Raw genomic sequence first — 20561 nt, 5'->3', positions numbered from 1 at the left:
ATGAAATATAAAAAATTGGGTAATACTGACATAGAGGTATCGGGTTTGTGTTTTGGTTCTTTAACTATTAGTCCATTACAGGCTGCTCTTCCGATTAAAAGGGGAGCTGAGATAATTAAATACTCCTTTGATAGGGGCATAAATTTTATAGATACTGCTGAATTATATGATAATTATGGATATATAAAGGAAGCTCTAAAGCATATTAATAGAAAAGATTTTGTTATTGCAACTAAGTCATATTCATATTCAAAGGAAACGGCGGAAGCCAGTCTACGGAAGGCTCTAAATGATTTGGATACTGATTACATAGATATATTTCTTTTGCATGAGCAAGAAAGTGAGCATACCATTAGAGGACATTATGAAGCTATTGAATATTTTTTAAAGGCTAAGGAAAAGGGTTTAATAAGGGCATTTGGTATTTCTACCCATCGTGTACAAGGTGTAGTAGATTCACTAAAGTATGACGAGATAGAGGTACTTCATCCAATTGTTAATAAACTAGGGATAGGTATTAGCGATGGTACAATTGAAGATATGATTAAGGGAATAGAAATGGCATATAATAAAGGAAAAGGTATATATGGTATGAAACCCCTTGGTGGAGGACACCTTATAAAAAGTGTTGAAGAAGCCTTTAATTTTGTTAGAGATATTCCTTTTTTACATTCAATAGCCATAGGAATGCAGTCACAGGATGAAGTAGATGCAAATGTTAACCTTTTGGAAAAAGGCTCAATACCTAAGTATATTAAAGATAAATTAAATAAAAAGGGTAGAAAACTACATATTGCTGAATGGTGTTTAGGCTGTGGTAAATGTGTAGAAGTATGTCAGCATGGAGGAATAGAGATTGTTAATGGGAAAGCTGTTCCCGTATATGATAAATGTGTATTTTGTGGATACTGTGCTAAAGGGTGTCCTGAATTCTGTATTAAAGTAATATAATTGGAGGTAGGAATGAAGAGGTTATTGGGTTTAGATGTGGGAGATAAAACTATAGGAGTTGCCGTTAGTGATCCATTGGGACTTACTGCTCAAGGTGTGACTACTATTAGGAGAAAAGGAATAAAAACAGATTTACAAGAGTTATCTGAAATAATAGAAAAATATGATATAAAGGAAGTAGTAGTTGGACTTCCTAAGAATATGAATAATACTATAGGACCTCAAGGAGAAAAAGTCTTGAAGTTTATTGACAAGCTTAAAGGTAAGCTTGAAGTTGAAGTTATTCTTCAAGATGAAAGATTAACTACCGTTTCAGCTGAAAGAGCTTTAATAAATGCTGATGTTAGTAGAAAAAAGAGAAAAGGAGTAATTGATAAGGTAGCTGCTACCTTTATTTTACAATCCTATTTAGAAAAAATAAAATGATTATGGAGGGTTAATAATGAGCAAAAAAGACAATAATGAAAAGAATATAATAAGTTTAATTGATGAAAATGGTGTTGAAATCGAATTTGAAGTTGTTGCAACCTTTGAAATTGAAGAAAATGAGTATGCAGTATTGTTCCCAACTGATGAAGAAGAGGAAGAAGCATATATTTTAAGAATTGATATGGATGAAAATGGCGAAACTATATTAGTTAATATTGAAGATCAATCAGAGTTTGACGACGTAGTTGCTGCTTACGAAGCTTTAGCTGATGAAATAATATAGATTATTTGGAGCTTAAAGATGAAAATTGACTTTGAAGGGAACCTACTTGAAGGTGTCTTTAAAAAGAGATTAAATAGATTTTTAGCTGAGATAATCGTAGATGGGAATCTAGAAATGACCCATGTTCCCAACACCGGCAGAATGAAGGAGCTTTTAACAGAAGGAGCAAGAATTATTGTAAGAAAGGTAAATAGTGAAACTAGAAAAACTAATTTTGATTTATTAATGGTTTATTATAATAATATTCTTGTTTCCATAGATTCAAAGCTTCCTAATACGTTATTATATAAAGCATTTAAGGATAGACAATTGTCTTTTTTTCAAGATTATGATGATGTAAAAAAAGAAGTGGTTTATGGTAATAGTAGATTAGATATTGGTTTACTAGGTCCAAAAAAAAGAAGTCTAATAGAAGCTAAATGTGTAACCTTTGTGGAAAATGGTATAGCTAAATTTCCTGATGCTCCGACAACGAGGGGTACTAAGCATGTATATGAATTAATAGATGCTAAAGAACATGGAATAGAGGCAGGTATAATTTTTGTAATTCAAAGAAATGATGCTAAAATTTTTAGACCAAATTGGGATATGGATCCTGATTTCTCAGCTGCATTAGAAAAAGCCAAAAATTCTGGTGTATTAATAAAAGCTTTGTTATGTAAGGTTACGAATAAAAGTATTTTTATAGAAAGTGAGATAAAAATAATTATTTAATTCAACAAAAAATATTTAGAATCAATGATTTTGCTTTTTATCAAAAAAAATGGCTATAAATACAGTATTTTCGGTGAAAAATTCAAATCTAAATCAATCAAATATTTCATTATCAAAAGAAAATGATTATCAATTATTAACAAATTTGTTGACTTTTTCATATTATAAGTATAGACTATATTATAGAAAGTTTAAAAGTAGGTGTTATTGTGGAAGCTTTAATTAGTGATTTAAAATCTAGACTTAAGGAAAAGGGATATAAACTAACCACACAGAGGAGAATCATTTTAGATGTTATCTTAGAGAATCAAGGACTCCACTTAAGTCCAGAGGAAATATATGATAAAGTGAAAAATAAATATCCAGAAATCGGCTTAGCTACTGTTTATAGAACTCTCCAACTATTAGAAGAGCTAGAAATAGTATATAAGCTAAATTTTAATGATGGATGTAATAGATATGAGATAAATTCAAATTCTAATGATCATAGACATCATCACTTGATATGTCTTAATTGTGGTAAAGTAATTGAGGTTGAAATAGATTTACTGGAAAATCTTGAAGAGGAAATTGAAAAAGAAGGGAAATTTAAAATAGTGGATCACAATGTGAAGTTCTTTGGTTATTGTGAAGACTGTAGCAAATAAATCCCATGAAGGGATTTATTTTTTTGAAAATATATTTTATATTTTAATAGTGTAAATTTTTAGCTCCATGTCTGGTTAACATATATATTAAGTATGTATTTTAATATTTTTTTAGAATTAAGTAATTAAATAATAATAACTATTTTGAACGTTTTAAATAAATTTAAGTGTAGATTCGGACAAAATAAATAATTTAGGAGAGTGATACGGTGTCAAAGAAGGAAGAAAAACTAAAAATAATTCCCCTGGGAGGACTTTATGAGATTGGGAAAAACATTACAGTTATAGAGTATGAGGACGAAATAGTTGTAATTGATAGTGGACTAAGCTTCCCAGAGGATGAAATGCTAGGGATAGATGTTGTTATTCCGGACATAACATATCTATTAAAGAACAAGGATAAGATAAAAGCTATAGTTCTTACCCATGGTCATGAGGACCATATAGGAGCATTGCCATATGTATTAAAAAAGATAAATGTGCCTGTTTATGGAACTAAGCTTACATTAGGACTTGTTGAAAACAAATTAAAGGAACATAATCTTAAGAATACTACTTTAAATACTATTAAACCAGGAAGCAATATTAAAATTGGGAAATTTACACTTGAATTTATAAGAACTAGTCATAGTATACCTGATTCAGTAGCTATAGCAGTACATACACCTTTAGGAACAATACTTCATACAGGAGACTTTAAAATTGATTACACACCAATTAACGGTGAAGTAATGGACTTTCAAAAGTTTGCTGAACTAGGTAAAAAGGGCGTATTAGCATTGTTAGCTGATAGTACTAATGTAGAGAGACCTGGATATACAATGTCAGAGAGTACAGTTGGTGACACTTTTAATGATATTTTTATGACTGCTGCAAAGCAGAGGATTATAGTTGCAACCTTTGCATCAAACATACACAGAGTTCAACAGATTGTTAATGCAGCTGTTATATTTAACAGAAAGGTAGCAGTTTCTGGTAGAAGTATGGTAAATGTAGTAAGTGTTGGTGTAGAACTAGGATATTTAAATATACCAGATGGAGTACTAATTGATATTAAAGAAATAGATAAATACCCTGATAATAAAATAGTGGTTATTACCACTGGTAGTCAAGGTGAACCAATGTCAGCTTTATCAAGACTAGCTTCATCAGATCACAGGTTAATGGAATTACATTCAGGAGATTTAGTGATTATCTCGGCATCACCAATACCAGGAAATGAAAAAATGGTTTCTAAAGTAATAAATCAATTGTTTAAAAAGGGTGCTAATGTTATATATGAAGCATTGGCGGATGTACACGTTTCAGGTCATGCTTGTCAAGAAGAGTTGAAGCTAATGCATACTTTAGTGAAGCCCAAATACTTCATACCTGTTCATGGTGAGTATAGACATCTAAAGCAACATGCAGAACTTGCTGAGAATTTAGGTATGCCTAAGGAAAATATATTTGTTGGTAGAAATGGTGCTGTTATAGAATTTACTAAGAATAATGCTAAATTTGGCTCCTTTGTTCAAGCTGGCAACATTCTAGTAGATGGTCTTGGAGTAGGAGATGTAGGAAATATCGTTCTTAGAGATAGAAAACATCTTTCCGAAGATGGATTGATAGTAGTTGTTGTGACAATCAAAAGAGAAGACGGTCAAGTTGTTTCTGGGCCAGATATAATCTCAAGAGGATTCGTTTATGTTAGGGAATCAGAGGACTTAATGGAAGAAGCAAGAGGCGTAGTTAGAGATGTAATGATTGAATGTGAGAAAAAGCAAATTACTGATTGGGCTACATTAAAGTCGAACATTAGGGATGCATTGAGAAATTATTTATATAGTAAGATTAAGAGAAATCCAATGATTTTACCAATTATTATGGAAGTTTAAGTCGTAGCTAGCTACGACTTTTCTTTTTTCATTTTTCTATTTCTAATATTCATGAAATTCTTATATAATAGAAATAGAAAAATAGGGGGTATCTTAAATGTTTTATAGATTAATTTTATACTTAGGAATTTTAATTATTGGTGGTCTCGTTGGATATAAAGAATTAGCTGGAACAAAAATTATAAATAAGTTAAATCATATTCAAAGTGGGGCATTGCTCTTTCTATTATTTGTAATGGGAGTTAGAATAGGACTAGATGAAAAAGTTATCTCTTCATTCTTCAAATTAGGATTTCAGGCTATAATACTGTCCATATTTTCAATAGTATGCAGTGTACTACTAGTAAGATTTGTAGTTAAGTTTACCTTAAAGAAGGAAAGGAAGGGGGAAATATCCAATGAGTCTTAGGATAATTCTATCTGTATCAATTGGAATCTTTGCTGGTCTCTTTATATTACCAAGCTCAGTATTAGAAAATACAGATATAATAATAGATGTTGGACTTTGTATTTTGCTGTTCTTTGTTGGGATAGATATTGGAAGAAATAAAGAAGTTCTTGGAAAAATAAAAAAGATGGGCTTGAAAATTCTACTAATACCTATTATGATAATTATTGGAAGTATAGTTGGAAGTTGGATAGGTGGCCTTTTGATAAAGCTTCCGTTAAATGAATCAGGTGCGGTTGGTGCGGGGTTAGGATGGTATACCTTATCTTCTATGATGTTAACTAACTATTCTACAGAACTAAGTGCTTTAGCATTCATATCAAATGTTGTAAGGGAAATTATAGCCTTAATATCAATTCCATTTATAGCTAAGTACATAGGATATGTAGAAAGCATAGCACCAGCAGGGGCAACAGCTATGGATACTTCATTGCCTGTTATTTCTAGTGCTACGAGCCCTCAAACAGCGGTGATTTCCTTTGTTACAGGAGTGATTTTGTCAACATCAGTTCCCATTTTAGTACCAATCATGATTAATTTGCCTTTTTAGATTAATTTGTAAACATTATTAGAAGCTTTACATAGAATTAGTATGGGAGGGATATGAATGAATGTTTATGATGCAGCTCATAATTTAGCAAGAGCTTTAAAAAATTCTAATGAATATAGGGATTTTACTGAAAAAAGAAAAAGAGTTATGTCTAATCCTAAATCCAAAGAAATGCTAGAGGATTTTAGAAAAAAAGCTATGGAAGTACAAATGGCTCAGATGCAAGGACAAAAGATAGAGCAATCTAAAAATGATGAGCTAAAAAGATTAGAGAAGGTTTTAGTTGAAAATCCTGCAGTCAATGAATTTTTTAATTCAGAAATGAGGTTCTCTCAGGTTATGAATGATATATATAAGATATTGGGAGAAGCTATAGATACTGAAACAGAGAAGTAAAGGATAAAATAAGGTTTAGCATAAATAAACCTAGGAGGATTAGGATGAATGTTAGATATTTAGCAAGAGCTGGTTTGATTGCAGCGATTTATGTTATATTAGTTATGCTTGAGATACCATTACCAGCTATGGCATACGGACCAATACAAGTAAGAATAGCTGAAGGACTAGTACTGTTGCCACTTATAGATAGAGCAGCTATACCTGGTGTTTTTATAGGTTGCTTATTAGCCAATTTTATATTAGTTTTTATTGCTCCCTTTGGTTTAATTGATGTAATCGGAGGTAGTATAGTTACATTAGTAGCTGCTTATCTAACCAGTAAAATGCCTAACACTTTTTTAGGAGTTCTTCCACCAGTTATTCTTAATGGGCTAATAGTATCAATATGGGTGTCTGCTGCTATGGGTGCACCTTATTGGATTACTGTATTTGGAATAGGTGCTGGAGAATTGATAGCAGTCGGTATAGGTGGAAGTATAGTTTTATATTCATATAAAAGGATACTAAAACGAGTTTGATTAATAAAGGCTGTACATAGCGTACAGTTTTTATTATGAAAGTTCTTTAGTTATTTTTTTATGTCTAAATGAGTACATACCTTGTAAAAAAATAAAGAAAATTGTATAATAAAATAAATATGTTAAAAAGGGGGAGTTTTTTGTGATTAAATCCCTGAATAAGAGTGGTAATAATATGGACAAGAAACCTTCAAAATTTAAAAAAATAATAATTTCTATTCTAATTATAGTGTTAGTGGTTGCTTTAATTAGCTTCTTTGGATTAAGAAGCTATTATAATTCACAAATGGCTCCTATGGCAGTTGAGAATATTAAAGATATAACTGTTGAAATACCTCAAGGTAGCTCTACAGTTAGAATAGCAAGTATATTAAAGGATAGAGGTCTTATTAGAAATGAACTCTTTTTTAGATATACTGCAAAAACACTAGGATTAGATGGAAGCCTTAAAGCAGGTAAGTATGTTTTAAATAACGGTATGACACCTGAAGAGATTTTAGAAAGTCTACAAACAGGTGGTATATTGAAGGAAACAGTATCTTTTACTATACCAGAAGGGTTTGAACTACATGAGATAATATCAAGATTAAGTGATATGGGATTAATTGATAAAGTAAGATTTGAAGAATTAGTATCTAATCCTAAATCTTTTGAAGAAAAGTATCCAATTCTTAAGGATATACCTGAAGGATTAAATTTAGAGGGATATTTATATCCTGACACTTATGAGATTTTTGTAGATGCAAAGGAAGAAGATATTATTGAAAAGATGCTTTCTAGATTTACACAGGTTTATAGTGATGAAATAGCTAATAAGGCAAATGATTTAAATATGACTCTTAATGAAGTAATATCTCTTGCTTCTATAATCGAGAGGGAAGGAAAATTAGATGAAGAAAGACCTATGATTTCTGCTGTTTTCCATAATAGATTATCCATTAATCAACCACTAGAATCCTGTGCTACAATCCAATTTGCTTTGGGAGAAAGGAAGCAAGTTCTAAGCTATAAGGATTTAGAAATAGAATCTGACTATAATACTTATAGAAATAGTGGGTTACCTCCTGGACCAATCGCTTCACCAGGAAAGAAATCAATCGAAGCAGCTGTAAATCCAGCGGATGTTCCTTATAAGTATTTTGTTTCTAATGAAGACGGTACTGGTAGTCATACTTTTAGTATAACTTATCAAGATCATTTAAATGCTATAGATAGAATTAGAAATAAATAAGACTAGTATCTAAAATTAGGTATTGGGAAAAATAATACGTGGTATAGTTGCCACGTATTATTAATTGTACATATTAAAAACCATAAGGAGGATTGCTTTGAGTAATATTAATGAAGATTATATAGAAGACTATATACGAGAGGTAATACCAGAAAGTACAGGATACTTAAAGGAAATGGAAAGGTATGCAGAGGAAAATCATGTTCCTATAATACATCCAGAAGTAGCTCAGTTTATGAAAGTATTAATAAATATAAAAAAACCTAAAAGAATATTAGAAATAGGAGCTGCAATAGGGTATTCATCAATAGTTATGGTTAATTCTATGGGAATAGAGGGAAAAGTTGTTACAATTGAACGTAGAGATGATATGATAGAATTAGCTAGAAGGAATATTGAAAAGTATGGTTATCATGACAGGATAAAAATTATCAAAGGAGAAGCTCAAGATGTATTACCAAATATTGAAGATACCTTTGATATGATCTTTCTAGATGCAGCCAAAAGTAAGTACATGGACTTCTTACCATATTGCATAAAAAATCTAGCTAAGGAAGGTGTGATTATATCTGATAATGTTCTATACAAAGGTATGATTGCCAATGATGATTTAGTGGTTAGAAGACAAAAAACAATAGTAAGAAGAATGAGAGAATATTTAGACTACATCTGTAATAATCCTATGTTTGAATCTAGTATTATACCTATAGGAGATGGAGTAGCTTTAACATATAAGAAGGAGGATACTAATGAATAAGGTTGAACTACTAGCGCCTGCTGGAAGTCTAGATAAACTTAAGATGGCTTTTGTATATGGTGCTGATGCAGTATACTTAGGAGGATTAGCTTTTGGTATGAGAGCAGGAGCTAAAAACTTCACTATTGAAGAACTAGAAGAAGGAGTTAAATTTGCCCATGATCGTGGTAAAAGAGTTTATACAACTTTAAATATAATCCCTCATAATGAAGATTTAGATGGACTACCTGAGTATGTTAGGAAATTAGATGAAATTGGAGTAGATGCAGTTATAGTTTCTGATCCAGGAGTATTATATATAGTTAAGGAAAATGCCCCTGATATGGAAATACATCTAAGTACTCAAGCAAATACAACTAATTTTGCAACTGCTAACTTTTGGCACAGTCAAGGACTTAAAAGAGTTGTGTTAGCAAGAGAACTATCACTTGATGAGATTAAAGAAGTAATAGATAAAAAACCTGAGGATTTAGAAGTTGAAACCTTTGTACATGGAGCAATGTGTATATCCTATTCAGGTAGATGTTTATTAAGTAATTATATGACTGAAAGAGGATTAAATAGAGATGCTAATAGAGGTGCATGTGCTCAATCATGTAGATGGAAGTATCATTTGGTGGAGCAAAAAAGACCTGGAGAATACTTCCCGGTATATGAAGATGAAAAGGGAACTTTTATTTTCAATTCCAAAGATTTATGTATGATTAAACATCTTCCAGAATTAATCGAGGCTGGAATTGGCAGTCTTAAGATAGAGGGTAGAATGAAGAGTCCATACTATGTAGCAACAGTTGTAAGATCATACAGAATGCTTTTGGACAAATATTACGCTGACCCTAAAAATTATAGATATGAAGAAAAGTGGCTTGATGAAATAAAAAAAGCTAGTCATAGAGATTTTACGACTGGATTTTATTTTGAGAAACCATCAGGGAAAGAGCAATTGTATACTAGTAGCTCATATATAAGAGAATATGATTTTGTTGGCTTGGTTTTAGACTATGATGAAGAAAATCAAGTTGCTATTGTCGAGCAAAGAAATAGAATTTTTGTAGGAGATAAAATAGAGATATTCGGTCCTAATAAAGAGCATTTTACTCAAACTATTGAAAAAATGTGGGATTCAAAAGGAGAAGAAATTGATGTGGCTCCTCATCCACAACAAAAGATTAGGATTAAGGTCAATCAACCTGTAGAAAAATACGATATGCTAAGAAAATCAAGAAAGGAATGATGTCTTTGAAAAGGCCTATTTTGATTGGTATTACAGGGGGCTCTGGGTCTGGGAAAAGTACTGTTGCCAATGAGATATATAATGCATTAGATGAAAAAGATATAGTAATGATAGAGCAAGATTCATATTATAAAGATCAAAGTCATTTAACATTTGAAGAGAGAATAAATACCAATTATGACCATCCATTAGCTTTTGATAATGAGTTACTTATTAAACAGCTTAAGAAGTTAATCAAAGGCAAAAGTATTGAAAAACCAATTTATGACTTTGAGAGACATACAAGGAGAAGTGAGACAATTAAAGTCGATTCTAGAGATATCATAATTCTTGAAGGTATTTTAATATTAGATGATGAGAGAATAAGGGACTTATTAGATATAAAAATATTTGTGGATACTGATTCCGATGTTAGAGTTGTTAGAAGGATAGTTAGGGATATTAGAGACAGAGGTAGAACTCTTGAATCAGTTATTGATCAATACCTAACAACCGTCCGTCCTGCACATATGCAGTTTATTGAACCAAGCAAGAGATATGCTGATATTATAATTCCAGAGGGTGGATACAACAAAGTAGCAATAGACCTAATGGTTACAAAAATGAATTCAATAATTTCTAGGGAACTAGAAGATTAAGTTATAACTCCATGACAAGATGTTAATACTCTTAGTATCAATATCTTATCGTGGAGGTTTTTTTATGGAAGAAAAAGATATAAAAAGAATACGAAAGAGAATGTATTCTTTTGCATATATTATATTATTAGTATTTAGCTTACTAGGAGCTAGGTTGTTTTGGGTTAGCTTTATAAAGGGAGATGAATACTCCCAAGCAGCGTCTAGCCAGAGGCAGAAGGAAGTGAGACTATCTATGCCTAGGGGAATGATTTATGATAGAAATTTAATTCCTCTAACTAATAGAGAGAAACAACCCACTCTTTTTATATTTTATAAGGAAATAGCTAGGGAAAATGAAAATTTATTAGAATATATAAAAGAGAATGCTAATATGACAGAAGATGAGGTGGCAAGTGTTTTTGATAAATCAAGTGGAGTAATTGAAATACCTTTGAAAGAGGATAGCCCTCCATTAGAAGAAAATGTTAATGGTGTATTAATGGCTTCTAAGGTTGAGAGATATCATAAGGACAATCTTTTATCCCATGTTATAGGATATGTTCATAGAAGTGAGTATACTGGAGAAAGTGGAATTGAATTAGCTTATGAAAATATATTAAAAATGGATGATGAAAATGGATTAGTATCTTTTATCGTTGATGGCAAGGAAAGACCTATACCTGGGATGGGTGTTACACAGGTTATAAAGGATAATAGTGGAGTAGGTAATAGTGTACAACTAACTGTTGATTATCATATACAGAAGATTGTTGAAGAGGCTATGGACACTGAAGGAAGGAATGGAGCTGTTATTGTTGCTGAAGTAGATACAGGAGACATAGTAGCAATGGCAAGTAGGCCTAATTTAAATCAAGATGATGTGAGTGAGCATGAAGATAGCACAGAAATGGATTTATATAATAAAGCTATAAGAGTGTCTTATCCGCCAGGTTCTATATTTAAAATAGTAGTATTATTATCTGCATTAGAGAATGATGTGGTTGATGTAGATGAAGAATTTACTTGTGATGGATATGAGATTGTAATGGGTAATAGATTTGATTGCAGTAAAGCTGATGGACATGGACAATTGAATTTAAAGGAAGCATTTGCTCAATCGTGTAACGCTACTTTTATTCAAATTGGTCAACGATTAGGTGGAAAAAAAATAATAGAGACTGCTGAGAAATTAGGATTTGGTAAGGAGATAAGTATTGGTCCACTTACACAGCAATCGGGTAGATTGCCAGAAGGAGATGATTTATTAGGTCCAGCAATTGGATTGATTTCCATTGGACAAGGGAAGATAGAGGTCACTCCTTTGCAGGTCACTAATTTAGTTATGATTATTGCAAATAGAGGAATAAAAAAGGATCTATCAATAATTAAAGGAAGTTTGGTATCTGAAGATGGTCATATGATCAAACCTTGGAATAAGGATGAAGATGAAAGAGTGATTTCTACCTTAGATAGTTTAGTATTACAAGATTTTATGGAAGAAGTTTTTAGTAACGGAACTGCTAGCTCACTAAGGTTAGATAGCATAGGAGGGGCTGCAGGAAAAACTGGTTCAGCCCAGGCTGGAGCCCATAATGAAATAGTACATGGATGGTTATCAGGGTATTTTCCTAAAAATGATCCTAAGTATGTTATAACTGTATTTGCTGAAGATGGAGGCTCTGGAGGAGGAGCTGCTGGACCTATATTTGAAAAGATTGCTAAAGGAATAAGCAAACTAGGTAAATAATAAATAAAAAATAAAATAATTTAATGCTGTACTTGCACACCTTCATTTTATAATACATATACTTAAGTAGAAGCTATTATAAAATGGAGGTGTATTTTCTCATGTTGGTCGAGTTGTTAACATTACTAGGGGTCCTATTAAAACCAGTTTTTCTACTAGTAGGATACATCTCTAATAACAATTCATTTCCGCAACCATTATCACCAGAAGATGAAGAACTATATTTAATGAGATACGAGGAAGGCGATGAAGAAGCAAAAAATATACTTATAGAGAGAAATCTTCGCTTGGTAGCACATATAGTAAAGAAATATCATAATACAGGAAGGGACCAAGACGATTTGATTTCCATTGGAACAATTGGTCTAATAAAAGCTATAGCTACCTTTGATAGAGATAAAGGAACTAGGCTGGCTACCTATGCAGCTAGATGTATAGATAATGAAATATTGATGACTATAAGATCAAGCAAGAAAACAAGATCAGAAGTATCACTTCAAGATCCAATAGGAATTGATAAAGAGGGCAATGAGATTTCTTTGATGGATATATTAGGATCAGATGCTGATGATGTAATCGATGAGGTTGATTTAAAAATCCAAGTTAAGAAATTGTATCAGAAGATGAGTAAATGCTTAAAGGACAGAGAAAAGATAATCATCTTATTAAGATATGGATTAACCAGTGAAGGGTGTAAGACCCAAAGAGAAATAGCAAAAAGATTGGGAATATCAAGGTCTTATGTGTCTAGAATTGAAAAGAGAGCAGTGAAAAAGTTAAGTAAAGCATTTTGCTGTAAGTAGAAGTAGTATATAGATATGATTTAGAATAGTTTAAATTAAATACATTTGGGGGAAAACACTGCCTGTTAGGGTGGTGTTTTTTTGAGAGTCAGTTGCTAAAAACTACCTAAAACTGTAGTAGATTTGAAAAGATGCTTGGTTAAATGTTATCATTTATAATGTAAGGATAATTAGTTGAAAAATGTTTTGTCTTAATTTTATGGGGTAAGGTAATAATAATGGCTTATATGTAAAAATAATAAATAACTTTTAAGTAAAATAAGCCGTTTATAATTTAAGGAGGTATTTTTGTAAAATATGAGTATTCAAGAAATTAGAGACACTAAGTTTGAGGTAATCGAAGACATTCCTGCTGTTATGGAAATAGGAGCTAAAAAGGGGGATGTATTGACTGTAGATAATCATGGCGGAGTAGCAGTTAGCACGTGGACATTATTAAAAAATGGTAAAAAAGTTTGTAACTTAGCCACTGAATATGGAAGAAACAACTGCAAGATTATTGTATAAAATAAATTTAAATAAAATGTATTTTATAAATAAAAAGATAGGATTAAACCTATCTTTTTTATTTTTTTGAGATTATTTAAACATTAGTAAATATTGAAATAGTCCTATATAAAATCAGAAATGGATTAGAAGTTTAAATTATGAAAAATTCACTCTGATGTATGTATAGGCAATAAAATGTCTTCTATGGATATATCTAAATCAGATGTTAATAAACTTTATACTAGAAACAATTTGGTTCGACAAATTAAAACTAATTTTTCAGATTAGTAATGATATAATCAGTTTAATTGTAGCTAATGTTATCTAATTTTATATCATCGAAAGAAGGTGAATTCTTGAAGAATACGAAATTAGAAATCATAAAGAAAATTAATGAAATTGACAAAAAAAATGAAAAATATAACAAATATTTCTCAGAAAAAATTAAAGCAGAAAGAATTAAAATAAACAGATGTATAAGTGATGCTTTAGGAGATTTAAATATGGTTAAGAAAGTAAATCGAAAAGAAAAAAAAGCAAAATATCTTTATAAAGCGGCAAATGAATTGGAGACTATGTCAGAATACCTATTGAATTATCTAGACGGATATGGAAAGGGTGAAGAATTCTTTAGTTTCTATAGCTCGGTCATAAATTGGTGGGGAGATGACTTATTAAGTGAGAATAGGGACCAATATCCATCAGAAAAGAATATTAATAATATGGCGAAAGATATTGAAAACATTACTATACTATTTAACCACTACAAATTTAATTATTAGTAATAATCCTCAGTTAGCTGAAATACAACAAATTATGGGTAATGGGGTAATGCTATCGAAAAAGGTTTCAGATAATCCTTTTATTAATTATTTTGAAGATTTAGATGGAAAGACAAATAATATACAATATAAGTTTTATGATAAAAGTGGAAACATTATTCAGTAGAAATACATAGTGGAGTGATGGTTCCGATTAACTTTAGTCACAACTAGATAACAGATAATCATCTTACTGAGATGCATTAACAAAGGGGGAAAACAAAAGATGTTAAGAAAATTGGAAGAAAATGAGATAGAAGTAGCAGTAAATCTTGCATATTCACTTTCAAAAAGTCCGTCGACTAATAGTTATCCATTGCGAAATTCTCAAGAAGAATTTTTAGATAAGTTTAATCAAATTTCAAAATATCCAGACGATGAATTGCTTGGATTTTTCATTGATAATGAATTAATAGGTGTTATTTATCTTAATGTGTTAAAAAGTGATTTATATTTACAAACAAGTTCAATATTTATTAAAGATAATATTGATATAGTAATGCCAACATTTATAGAATATTTACATGAGAAATATAAAGGTTATGAGATTTATATAGGTTATACTAAAGAAAATAAAAAATCAATTAACTGTTTATTAAGTCATGGCTTTCAAATAGTTGACTCAAGTATTGATCAAAGGATTAAAAGAAATGAGTTTAGACCAAGTAGTTTACAACACTCTATAATAAAAATCAATCAGACTAATTATACATCATTTGGAGAATATCATGATTCAAATGAAACTGATATTTATTGGAATAGTTCGAGAATAAAAGGTGATTTCAATAATTGGATTATATATTCATATTGGTCAGATTCTCAAATAAGGGGAAGTATTGCTGCTAAAAAGAGTAAGATGGCTCCAGATGAGCTAGAGATTTTTTCTTTAGCTATTGATAAAGATATGACCAATAAAGGTATTGAAGAAGATTTAATTACTGCGGTACTAAAAGATGGTTTTAAAAATCATAATATAGAAAATGTACTCTTCTTTATTGAGTCTAATGATAATAATGCTTTCGAGTATTCAAAAAAACTAGGATTTAAAGTGCATAGCAACTATGAATGTCTTACAGCCAAATTGTAAATTAATGAATATTTTTAAAAGAAATAGCTTGTTTTTAGAATTACTCTTAATTCAATATAATATCTATAGGGGAAAAAAGGAGTACTTTCAGTATATAGAAATCAGATGATTTCTTGAGAGGGTCTTTGTAATAAAGGTCTTATGAAATATATATGAGAAACATAAAGTTTATTTAAAACACTGCCTGTGAGGGTGGTGTTTTTCAATAAACTTATATATAGCATAAAGAAAGGAAAATAAAGAATATAATTGAACTCTCGACAATTTTTAGTAAACAACAGAATTGAATAGTGATATAATTTTGATATAAGCTCAAGATTTGTGAGGTGAAAAAAGTCAAAGGAAGCCATTTGTGTTGCTAATGCAGATGCAATAGATTATGCCTATAAATAATTATATAGAAGTGAAGAGGGGGAAATATATATATGATAAAGGGGAATTTAATCAATTTAAGACTTGTTGAAGAAAGTGACTTAGAAAAGATGAACAAATTACAAAATGATGTATCTGAAAAAGGTCTATACTCTGATTTAACATTGAGATCCAAAGCTCAATTAGAAAAGCAATTTCAAGAATTTGGACTGGTAAAGAAAGAATATTCTATACTGCTCATAACTGATAAACAAGATAATATTATTGGTATGATACAACATTTCAAAGGTTCTATTTATTCAACAGGTTATGAGATAGGTTTATTGATTTATAAGAAGGAAAATAGAAAAAATGGATATGCAACAGAAGCATTAAAGCTGTACACATCATACATGTTTGAGTCACATCCTATAGAAAGATTAGAACTAAGTACATCTGTTGATAATATTGGAGCACAGAAAGTAGCAACAAAGTGTGGTTATGTACTTGAAGGTATAAACAGAAAATCATGCTATATCAGAGGTGTGGCAACTGATTTGAAAAAATATTCTATATTAAGAGATGAAGCAATTTCTTTATCAGAATTATTAAGTAGTATGTAAAGGAATAAAAAATGAACGAAATTCATCAATTATAAAAGGATTACCCATGAGTTATCCCAGAAATTTGAATTATATAACTAAAATTAAAGCCATTCAAGGAGGAGAAAAATGAGCAATTCTGTTATTATTGGAGCTATTATAATTAGTATTTTAATCGTATTTTATTGTATGATGAAGGTTTTAGGTACACCTAAACAAAATCGGGATGAACGTATTAAAATGTTAGAAACTGAGATTAAATCCTTTGGTGCTAAAATAATTAGTGCAACCAAGTCTAAGAAAATAGACTGTCCTTACAGTTCAGAGTTAGAAGACGATGGCTCGATATATGTTCCATATAAGATAAAATACTTATTAGAGGGTGAAGAAAAAGAAGGGTGGGCTATTCTTAAGATAGAACAGTCTTTTATAAATAGGATGGGAACGTCTGAGAAAAAAATTATTTGGAAGTTATAATAATTAAAATCTAAAGTTAAACGCTGCCTAGAAAGGTAGTGTTTTTTATTTGCTAAAAATAGTGGAAAAAGGATTAAGAATATAATTGGATTTTCGACATTTTACAACAAATACCAAACTTTACTAATGATATAATATGACATAAGTTAAGAGATAATTAATTATCTATGGGGATTTCATAACTATATAGCATATAAATATTTGGTGTAAGATTATCCAATTTATACTATTTCAGATATTTATGCCTGAGTGAGGTGGTTTTATGTATGAAAGAAAGCTAGAATATTTTAACACATTCGATGAGAAGGTTTGGCCCCAAAATAGGCGAGAAGCAGAAAGGCTAGGTGTTGATTTAGGATACGATACACTTATATGTTTGATGGATAAAGGTGAGCTTATGGGAAGAAGTCCATGGGGAATATGGTGTGTTGGGATTGAAAAGAATCTTACACGTATAAAAAGAGTTTTAAATTATGAGAGAAAAAATAAAAGAAAAGTAGTTTTGTGGGCAAAGAAGAAAGAACAGGTATATGATTTATATAATATTTTTGGTGGAAATATTTCAATGGAAGATTATGAAGAATTAATAAATTTACCAAAGTATCTTTGTCACTCAACAGCAATAAATAATTTTAAGCAAATAGTTAAGGATAATGCTTTATTAAGTTACAATGAATTAATCAAAATGAATAGAACCGTAAAAACTATAAGAGGAAAATTAAGAGAACCTCACGATTTTTTAGATTATATTGATTTAGCTTCAATAGACAGCTTATCACCAGAAAAAGTAGTAGCGTCCAGACAATATAGTAAATTGAACTTCAATTTGGATTTGAGATATAGTCCAGGAGTAAGAATTTATTTCTCTTCAAATAAAGTAAAAAAACTTTATGACACTTGCTGTGATGGATTGCATATTTTAAAGATTTACAAAAAAATAAATTTAGAAAGTGCAATAGGCATAGTATTTCCTTCTAAAAAAGAAATGGAGACATTTATTATAAATAATAGAGAGCATATTAATAGCAATATTATTTCTAAATTTTTGTTCGCTGAAACAGAGAATGAATGGACACCTAGAAAATTTACAAGAGAGGCCAATAAGACTTTTATAGAATCAAAAACCGAAGGTAGGTCATGAAGATATAAGAAGGTCCTTAGTAGCATTGGAAAATGAAGGAACTGCAGATATGTGTACATCAACACATTAAGTAGAATTAATATTAATTATCATTCTTAATAATATAATAAGACCTAAGATAAGAAGTATTTTACTTTGGTAGTTGAGATATCTAAGTTCATTTGTAAGTACTAATAGGATAGATATTTGCTAGATAAAATTCTTTCATAGAGGGTCAAAGTATTCAATTTAATTAATAATATAATTTGATAAAGGTAAACCTGGGGGTTATATTAACAGACAAGTTAAATTAATTACTTGCGATAAGATGAGCCATACCACAAGTATCTGTGCTTTTTTCTATAAATATGAGACGATTTTTTAAACAATTATTTGAATTTCCTGATGCAAGAAATTTACAAACTTTTGGGGGGATAAAATGAGGTATATAGAGGATAAAAATTTTAAATATAAAGATGAACTGATAAAAAAATTAAGAGCTTACAATTTAAAATATACTGGTGAAAAAGATTCATCAACTGAATACTTTTATGCTATTGATGGTGAAAAATTGGTTGGAAGTGTATGTACAAATTATTCTTGGGATTGGGTAAGTATTGGTAGTATGTTTTATGAGGATATTGATGTTTTAAAAAAGTTGATTTCAGAAGTTAGTCATTACTATAAAAATAAAGCAGTAGGTATGAAATTATATATAGAAGTTGAATCTAGAGTAGAAGATTTTAAGTCTATTGGTTTTGATATTGGAGGAATTACAGAAAAAACACCAAGAACAACTAGATATTTCTATTTGAAGAATATTGATTTTCATATAGAAAGTAATGCTCAGATAGAAGTTATAGCTGTTACTGAAAAAATAGATAAATATAATGCTATTATATTAAATCAAATAGAGAGATTTAATAGAGATAATAATATTTATCCAATGGAAGAAAGAAATATAATGTTTGTTGCATTAGATGATGATGATTTTGTTGGAGGAGTTCATGGGATAATTACTGAAGATTCAATGTATATAGGTTGGCTTGTAGTTGATGAAAAATATAGAGGAAATGGAATTGGTAAAAATCTTATGTATAAAATAGAGGAAAAAGCAAAAGAGCTAAATGTCTATAGCATTAATTTAGGTACAGTAGAGTTTCAAGCAGAAAAATTCTATGATAAATTAGGATACAAGATAGTATTAATAAAAGAGAATGATCCAAGAGGTTATAAATCATATAGTATGGTAAAAAAAATATAAATAATTTAGAAATTACTGATGATTAATTATACTGAGGTATTCCTTTGGAGTGACTGAAAGAACTTCATCTAACAAAGTGTTGCCAACATGCACAGAAAAGCGGATTGATGTGTACATCGGCAACACCGAGATGTTAGTCAACATGGAAAACAATGTGCGAATTAGAAAAGTTACTAAGAATATTAGGAATTTAATTAGGGGAGAAAAATTATATGAGAAAAATATCAATTACTCTATATATTTTAATATGTATTATTATTTTAACAGCTTGTCAAAGACATGTAACTAAGTATAAGACAAATGGCAGTGTAGAGAATAAAGGTTTAGATACTCAATTTGATAATGAATTAGAAATCGAAAATCAGAATAACTCTGAAGAAGAAAAAAACAAAACGAGAAACTATGGAGATGAAGAACAAGAGATTGAAAATGGTTCCAAAAACACTTATGAAGTTGAAAAACCTTTAAATCATGAAGACAATCCTTTATTTAAACAAGTGAAAGAAGGAAAGTTGGAAGGTATAGAATTTGGAATTGGAACATATAGTCGTGATATTGTGGAAAAATGGGGTATGCCTGATAGGTATGATAACTTTATGGGGGGATTGTACTTAGCATATGATGATAAAGGCGTTGTTTTTTCAACTTATACATCTTTAAATGATGGAAAAATTGAATATGCAGATGTTATGTGGATAGGTATTTATGGTGATGACAAAGAAATTTGTAATGTGAAACTTGGAATGAATTTTAAAGAAATTATTTCTGTATTAGGAGAGCCAAGTTATCAGAGAAATTCAACTCAGAATGAAGCAATGGAACTTTATGATGGTGAGTGTACTATTGAATATGAGACAGATAAATATATACTAGTTTTTGTTGCAAATAAAGTAGACGAACCTGTTAGTGTAGCATACTTATTTGAAAATAGATAAGCTGAGGTCAATCTAGCAAAACAAAAGTTTTAGTATAAACCACATCGACTAACACTATATTTGCGGTGCGTCCTGGCAGGGCGTACATTCTAGCGGGTGTGAATCCCGTCAGGGTAAATCTAGCCAACAGCCCTGTATCGAGTTTTGGAGATATTATGGTGACATAATATTTTAAGCGTAGACAGAAAGTCAGCGAGGTAGAATTGA

At 30.4% G+C, this 20561-nt stretch carries 25 protein-coding genes; all 25 read left to right on the top strand.

The window, feature by feature from the left end:
• The 25 genes from JMO20_RS08005 (at window position 1) to JMO20_RS07890 (ending at window position 20354) form a co-directional block, all read left to right on the top strand.
• Entirely contained in the window at window positions 1–951 is a 951-nt protein-coding gene (locus JMO20_RS08005) for an aldo/keto reductase (RefSeq protein WP_202709027.1), read from the top strand.
• A 12-nt stretch (window positions 952–963) separates the two neighbouring features.
• Window positions 964–1377 (top strand): Holliday junction resolvase RuvX, encoded by a 414-nt coding sequence (gene ruvX / locus JMO20_RS08000; protein ID WP_202709026.1) that lies wholly within the window; start codon window positions 964–966, stop codon window positions 1375–1377.
• Between the two features lie 16 nt (window positions 1378–1393).
• Window positions 1394–1663 carry a DUF1292 domain-containing protein gene (locus JMO20_RS07995; RefSeq protein ID WP_202709025.1) on the top strand — a complete coding sequence of 90 codons (270 nt, stop codon included), beginning with the start codon at window positions 1394–1396 and terminating at the stop codon, window positions 1661–1663.
• 18 nt (window positions 1664–1681) lie between these two features.
• Entirely contained in the window at window positions 1682–2377 is a 696-nt protein-coding gene (sfsA, locus tag JMO20_RS07990; RefSeq protein WP_202709024.1) for a DNA/RNA nuclease SfsA, read from the top strand.
• 209 nt (window positions 2378–2586) lie between these two features.
• Window positions 2587–3024 (top strand): transcriptional repressor, encoded by a 438-nt coding sequence (locus JMO20_RS07985; RefSeq protein WP_202709023.1) that lies wholly within the window; start codon window positions 2587–2589, stop codon window positions 3022–3024.
• 209 nt (window positions 3025–3233) lie between these two features.
• Window positions 3234–4901 carry an RNase J family beta-CASP ribonuclease gene (locus JMO20_RS07980; RefSeq protein WP_202709022.1) on the top strand — a complete coding sequence of 556 codons (1668 nt, stop codon included), beginning with the start codon at window positions 3234–3236 and terminating at the stop codon, window positions 4899–4901.
• Window positions 4902–4998: 97 nt separating this feature from the next.
• The gene (locus tag JMO20_RS07975) at window positions 4999–5310 is read left to right on the top strand and encodes a LysO family transporter (RefSeq protein WP_202709021.1); all 312 of its coding nucleotides are present in this window, start codon (window positions 4999–5001) and stop codon (window positions 5308–5310) included.
• A complete protein-coding gene (locus JMO20_RS07970; RefSeq protein WP_202709020.1) occupies window positions 5300–5899 on the top strand; it encodes a LysO family transporter in 600 nt (199 codons plus the stop codon). The genes JMO20_RS07975 and JMO20_RS07970 overlap by 11 nt, the downstream gene beginning before the upstream one ends.
• Window positions 5900–5956: 57 nt before the next feature.
• On the top strand, window positions 5957–6295 hold the full coding sequence (locus JMO20_RS07965; protein ID WP_202709019.1) for a YlbF/YmcA family competence regulator: 339 nt from the start codon (window positions 5957–5959) through the stop codon (window positions 6293–6295).
• A 44-nt stretch (window positions 6296–6339) separates the two neighbouring features.
• Window positions 6340–6816, top strand: a complete 477-nt coding sequence (locus JMO20_RS07960; RefSeq protein ID WP_202709018.1) for a QueT transporter family protein — start codon at window positions 6340–6342, stop codon at window positions 6814–6816.
• Between the two features lie 142 nt (window positions 6817–6958).
• Complete coding sequence (gene mltG / locus JMO20_RS07955) at window positions 6959–8047, top strand: endolytic transglycosylase MltG (RefSeq protein WP_202709017.1); 1089 nt, start codon at window positions 6959–6961, stop codon at window positions 8045–8047.
• A 97-nt stretch (window positions 8048–8144) separates the two neighbouring features.
• Complete coding sequence (locus tag JMO20_RS07950) at window positions 8145–8804, top strand: O-methyltransferase (protein WP_202709016.1); 660 nt, start codon at window positions 8145–8147, stop codon at window positions 8802–8804.
• Window positions 8797–10038: a peptidase U32 family protein gene (locus JMO20_RS07945; protein ID WP_202709015.1), complete on the top strand. Its 1242-nt coding sequence runs from the start codon at window positions 8797–8799 to the stop codon at window positions 10036–10038. The genes JMO20_RS07950 and JMO20_RS07945 overlap by 8 nt, the downstream gene beginning before the upstream one ends.
• A gap of 5 nt (window positions 10039–10043) precedes the next feature.
• The gene (gene udk / locus JMO20_RS07940) at window positions 10044–10676 is read left to right on the top strand and encodes a uridine kinase (RefSeq protein WP_243414680.1); all 633 of its coding nucleotides are present in this window, start codon (window positions 10044–10046) and stop codon (window positions 10674–10676) included.
• A 64-nt stretch (window positions 10677–10740) separates the two neighbouring features.
• Window positions 10741–12405, top strand: a complete 1665-nt coding sequence (locus JMO20_RS07935) for a peptidoglycan D,D-transpeptidase FtsI family protein (protein ID WP_202709013.1) — start codon at window positions 10741–10743, stop codon at window positions 12403–12405.
• A gap of 101 nt (window positions 12406–12506) precedes the next feature.
• Window positions 12507–13208 carry an RNA polymerase sporulation sigma factor SigK gene (sigK, locus tag JMO20_RS07930; protein WP_202709012.1) on the top strand — a complete coding sequence of 234 codons (702 nt, stop codon included), beginning with the start codon at window positions 12507–12509 and terminating at the stop codon, window positions 13206–13208.
• Window positions 13209–13505: 297 nt separating this feature from the next.
• The gene (locus tag JMO20_RS07925) at window positions 13506–13715 is read left to right on the top strand and encodes a hypothetical protein (protein WP_202709011.1); all 210 of its coding nucleotides are present in this window, start codon (window positions 13506–13508) and stop codon (window positions 13713–13715) included.
• A gap of 338 nt (window positions 13716–14053) precedes the next feature.
• On the top strand, window positions 14054–14479 hold the full coding sequence (locus JMO20_RS07920) for a hypothetical protein (RefSeq protein ID WP_202709010.1): 426 nt from the start codon (window positions 14054–14056) through the stop codon (window positions 14477–14479).
• Window positions 14433–14645, top strand: a complete 213-nt coding sequence (locus JMO20_RS19840; protein ID WP_207753463.1) for a hypothetical protein — start codon at window positions 14433–14435, stop codon at window positions 14643–14645. Before JMO20_RS07920 ends, JMO20_RS19840 begins: the two co-directional genes overlap by 47 nt.
• A 99-nt stretch (window positions 14646–14744) precedes the next feature.
• Window positions 14745–15605, top strand: a complete 861-nt coding sequence (locus tag JMO20_RS07915) for a GNAT family N-acetyltransferase (protein ID WP_202709009.1) — start codon at window positions 14745–14747, stop codon at window positions 15603–15605.
• Between the two features lie 425 nt (window positions 15606–16030).
• Window positions 16031–16579 (top strand): GNAT family N-acetyltransferase, encoded by a 549-nt coding sequence (locus tag JMO20_RS07910; RefSeq protein ID WP_202709008.1) that lies wholly within the window; start codon window positions 16031–16033, stop codon window positions 16577–16579.
• 108 nt (window positions 16580–16687) lie between these two features.
• Window positions 16688–17035, top strand: a complete 348-nt coding sequence (locus JMO20_RS07905) for a hypothetical protein (RefSeq protein ID WP_202709007.1) — start codon at window positions 16688–16690, stop codon at window positions 17033–17035.
• Between the two features lie 262 nt (window positions 17036–17297).
• Window positions 17298–18176, top strand: coding sequence for a hypothetical protein (locus tag JMO20_RS07900; protein WP_202709006.1), 879 nt, complete (start codon window positions 17298–17300; stop codon window positions 18174–18176).
• A 418-nt stretch (window positions 18177–18594) separates the two neighbouring features.
• Window positions 18595–19419, top strand: a complete 825-nt coding sequence (locus tag JMO20_RS07895) for a GNAT family N-acetyltransferase (protein WP_202709005.1) — start codon at window positions 18595–18597, stop codon at window positions 19417–19419.
• A gap of 212 nt (window positions 19420–19631) precedes the next feature.
• Window positions 19632–20354: a DUF4309 domain-containing protein gene (locus JMO20_RS07890; RefSeq protein ID WP_202709004.1), complete on the top strand. Its 723-nt coding sequence runs from the start codon at window positions 19632–19634 to the stop codon at window positions 20352–20354.
• Window positions 20355–20561: the final 207 nt, after the last annotated feature.

Source organism: Sporosalibacterium faouarense, assembly GCF_016765695.1.
In the GTDB taxonomy this organism is placed as follows: domain Bacteria; phylum Bacillota; class Clostridia; order Tissierellales; family VENL01; genus Sporosalibacterium; species Sporosalibacterium faouarense.
The sequence above is the reverse complement of the archived record's forward strand: the minus strand, read 5'-3'. Positions and strand labels throughout refer to the sequence as shown.

Bases quoted from the DNA above. Each gene is read 5' to 3' on its own strand.
- JMO20_RS08005 (WP_202709027.1), top strand. From the start codon at position 1: ATGAAATATAAAAAATTGGGTAATACTGACATAGAGGTATCGGGTTTG.
- ruvX (WP_202709026.1), top strand. From the start codon at position 964: ATGAAGAGGTTATTGGGTTTAGATGTGGGAGATAAAACTATAGGAGTT.
- JMO20_RS07995 (WP_202709025.1), top strand. From the start codon at position 1,394: ATGAGCAAAAAAGACAATAATGAAAAGAATATAATAAGTTTAATTGAT.
- sfsA (WP_202709024.1), top strand. From the start codon at position 1,682: ATGAAAATTGACTTTGAAGGGAACCTACTTGAAGGTGTCTTTAAAAAG.
- JMO20_RS07975 (WP_202709021.1), top strand. From the start codon at position 4,999: ATGTTTTATAGATTAATTTTATACTTAGGAATTTTAATTATTGGTGGT.
- JMO20_RS07970 (WP_202709020.1), top strand. From the start codon at position 5,300: ATGAGTCTTAGGATAATTCTATCTGTATCAATTGGAATCTTTGCTGGT.
- JMO20_RS07965 (WP_202709019.1), top strand. From the start codon at position 5,957: ATGAATGTTTATGATGCAGCTCATAATTTAGCAAGAGCTTTAAAAAAT.
- JMO20_RS07960 (WP_202709018.1), top strand. From the start codon at position 6,340: ATGAATGTTAGATATTTAGCAAGAGCTGGTTTGATTGCAGCGATTTAT.
- JMO20_RS07945 (WP_202709015.1), top strand. From the start codon at position 8,797: ATGAATAAGGTTGAACTACTAGCGCCTGCTGGAAGTCTAGATAAACTT.
- JMO20_RS07935 (WP_202709013.1), top strand. From the start codon at position 10,741: ATGGAAGAAAAAGATATAAAAAGAATACGAAAGAGAATGTATTCTTTT.
- sigK (WP_202709012.1), top strand. From the start codon at position 12,507: ATGTTGGTCGAGTTGTTAACATTACTAGGGGTCCTATTAAAACCAGTT.
- JMO20_RS07925 (WP_202709011.1), top strand. From the start codon at position 13,506: ATGAGTATTCAAGAAATTAGAGACACTAAGTTTGAGGTAATCGAAGAC.
- JMO20_RS07915 (WP_202709009.1), top strand. From the start codon at position 14,745: ATGTTAAGAAAATTGGAAGAAAATGAGATAGAAGTAGCAGTAAATCTT.
- JMO20_RS07910 (WP_202709008.1), top strand. From the start codon at position 16,031: ATGATAAAGGGGAATTTAATCAATTTAAGACTTGTTGAAGAAAGTGAC.
- JMO20_RS07905 (WP_202709007.1), top strand. From the start codon at position 16,688: ATGAGCAATTCTGTTATTATTGGAGCTATTATAATTAGTATTTTAATC.
- JMO20_RS07900 (WP_202709006.1), top strand. From the start codon at position 17,298: ATGTATGAAAGAAAGCTAGAATATTTTAACACATTCGATGAGAAGGTT.
- JMO20_RS07895 (WP_202709005.1), top strand. From the start codon at position 18,595: ATGAGGTATATAGAGGATAAAAATTTTAAATATAAAGATGAACTGATA.
- JMO20_RS07890 (WP_202709004.1), top strand. From the start codon at position 19,632: ATGAGAAAAATATCAATTACTCTATATATTTTAATATGTATTATTATT.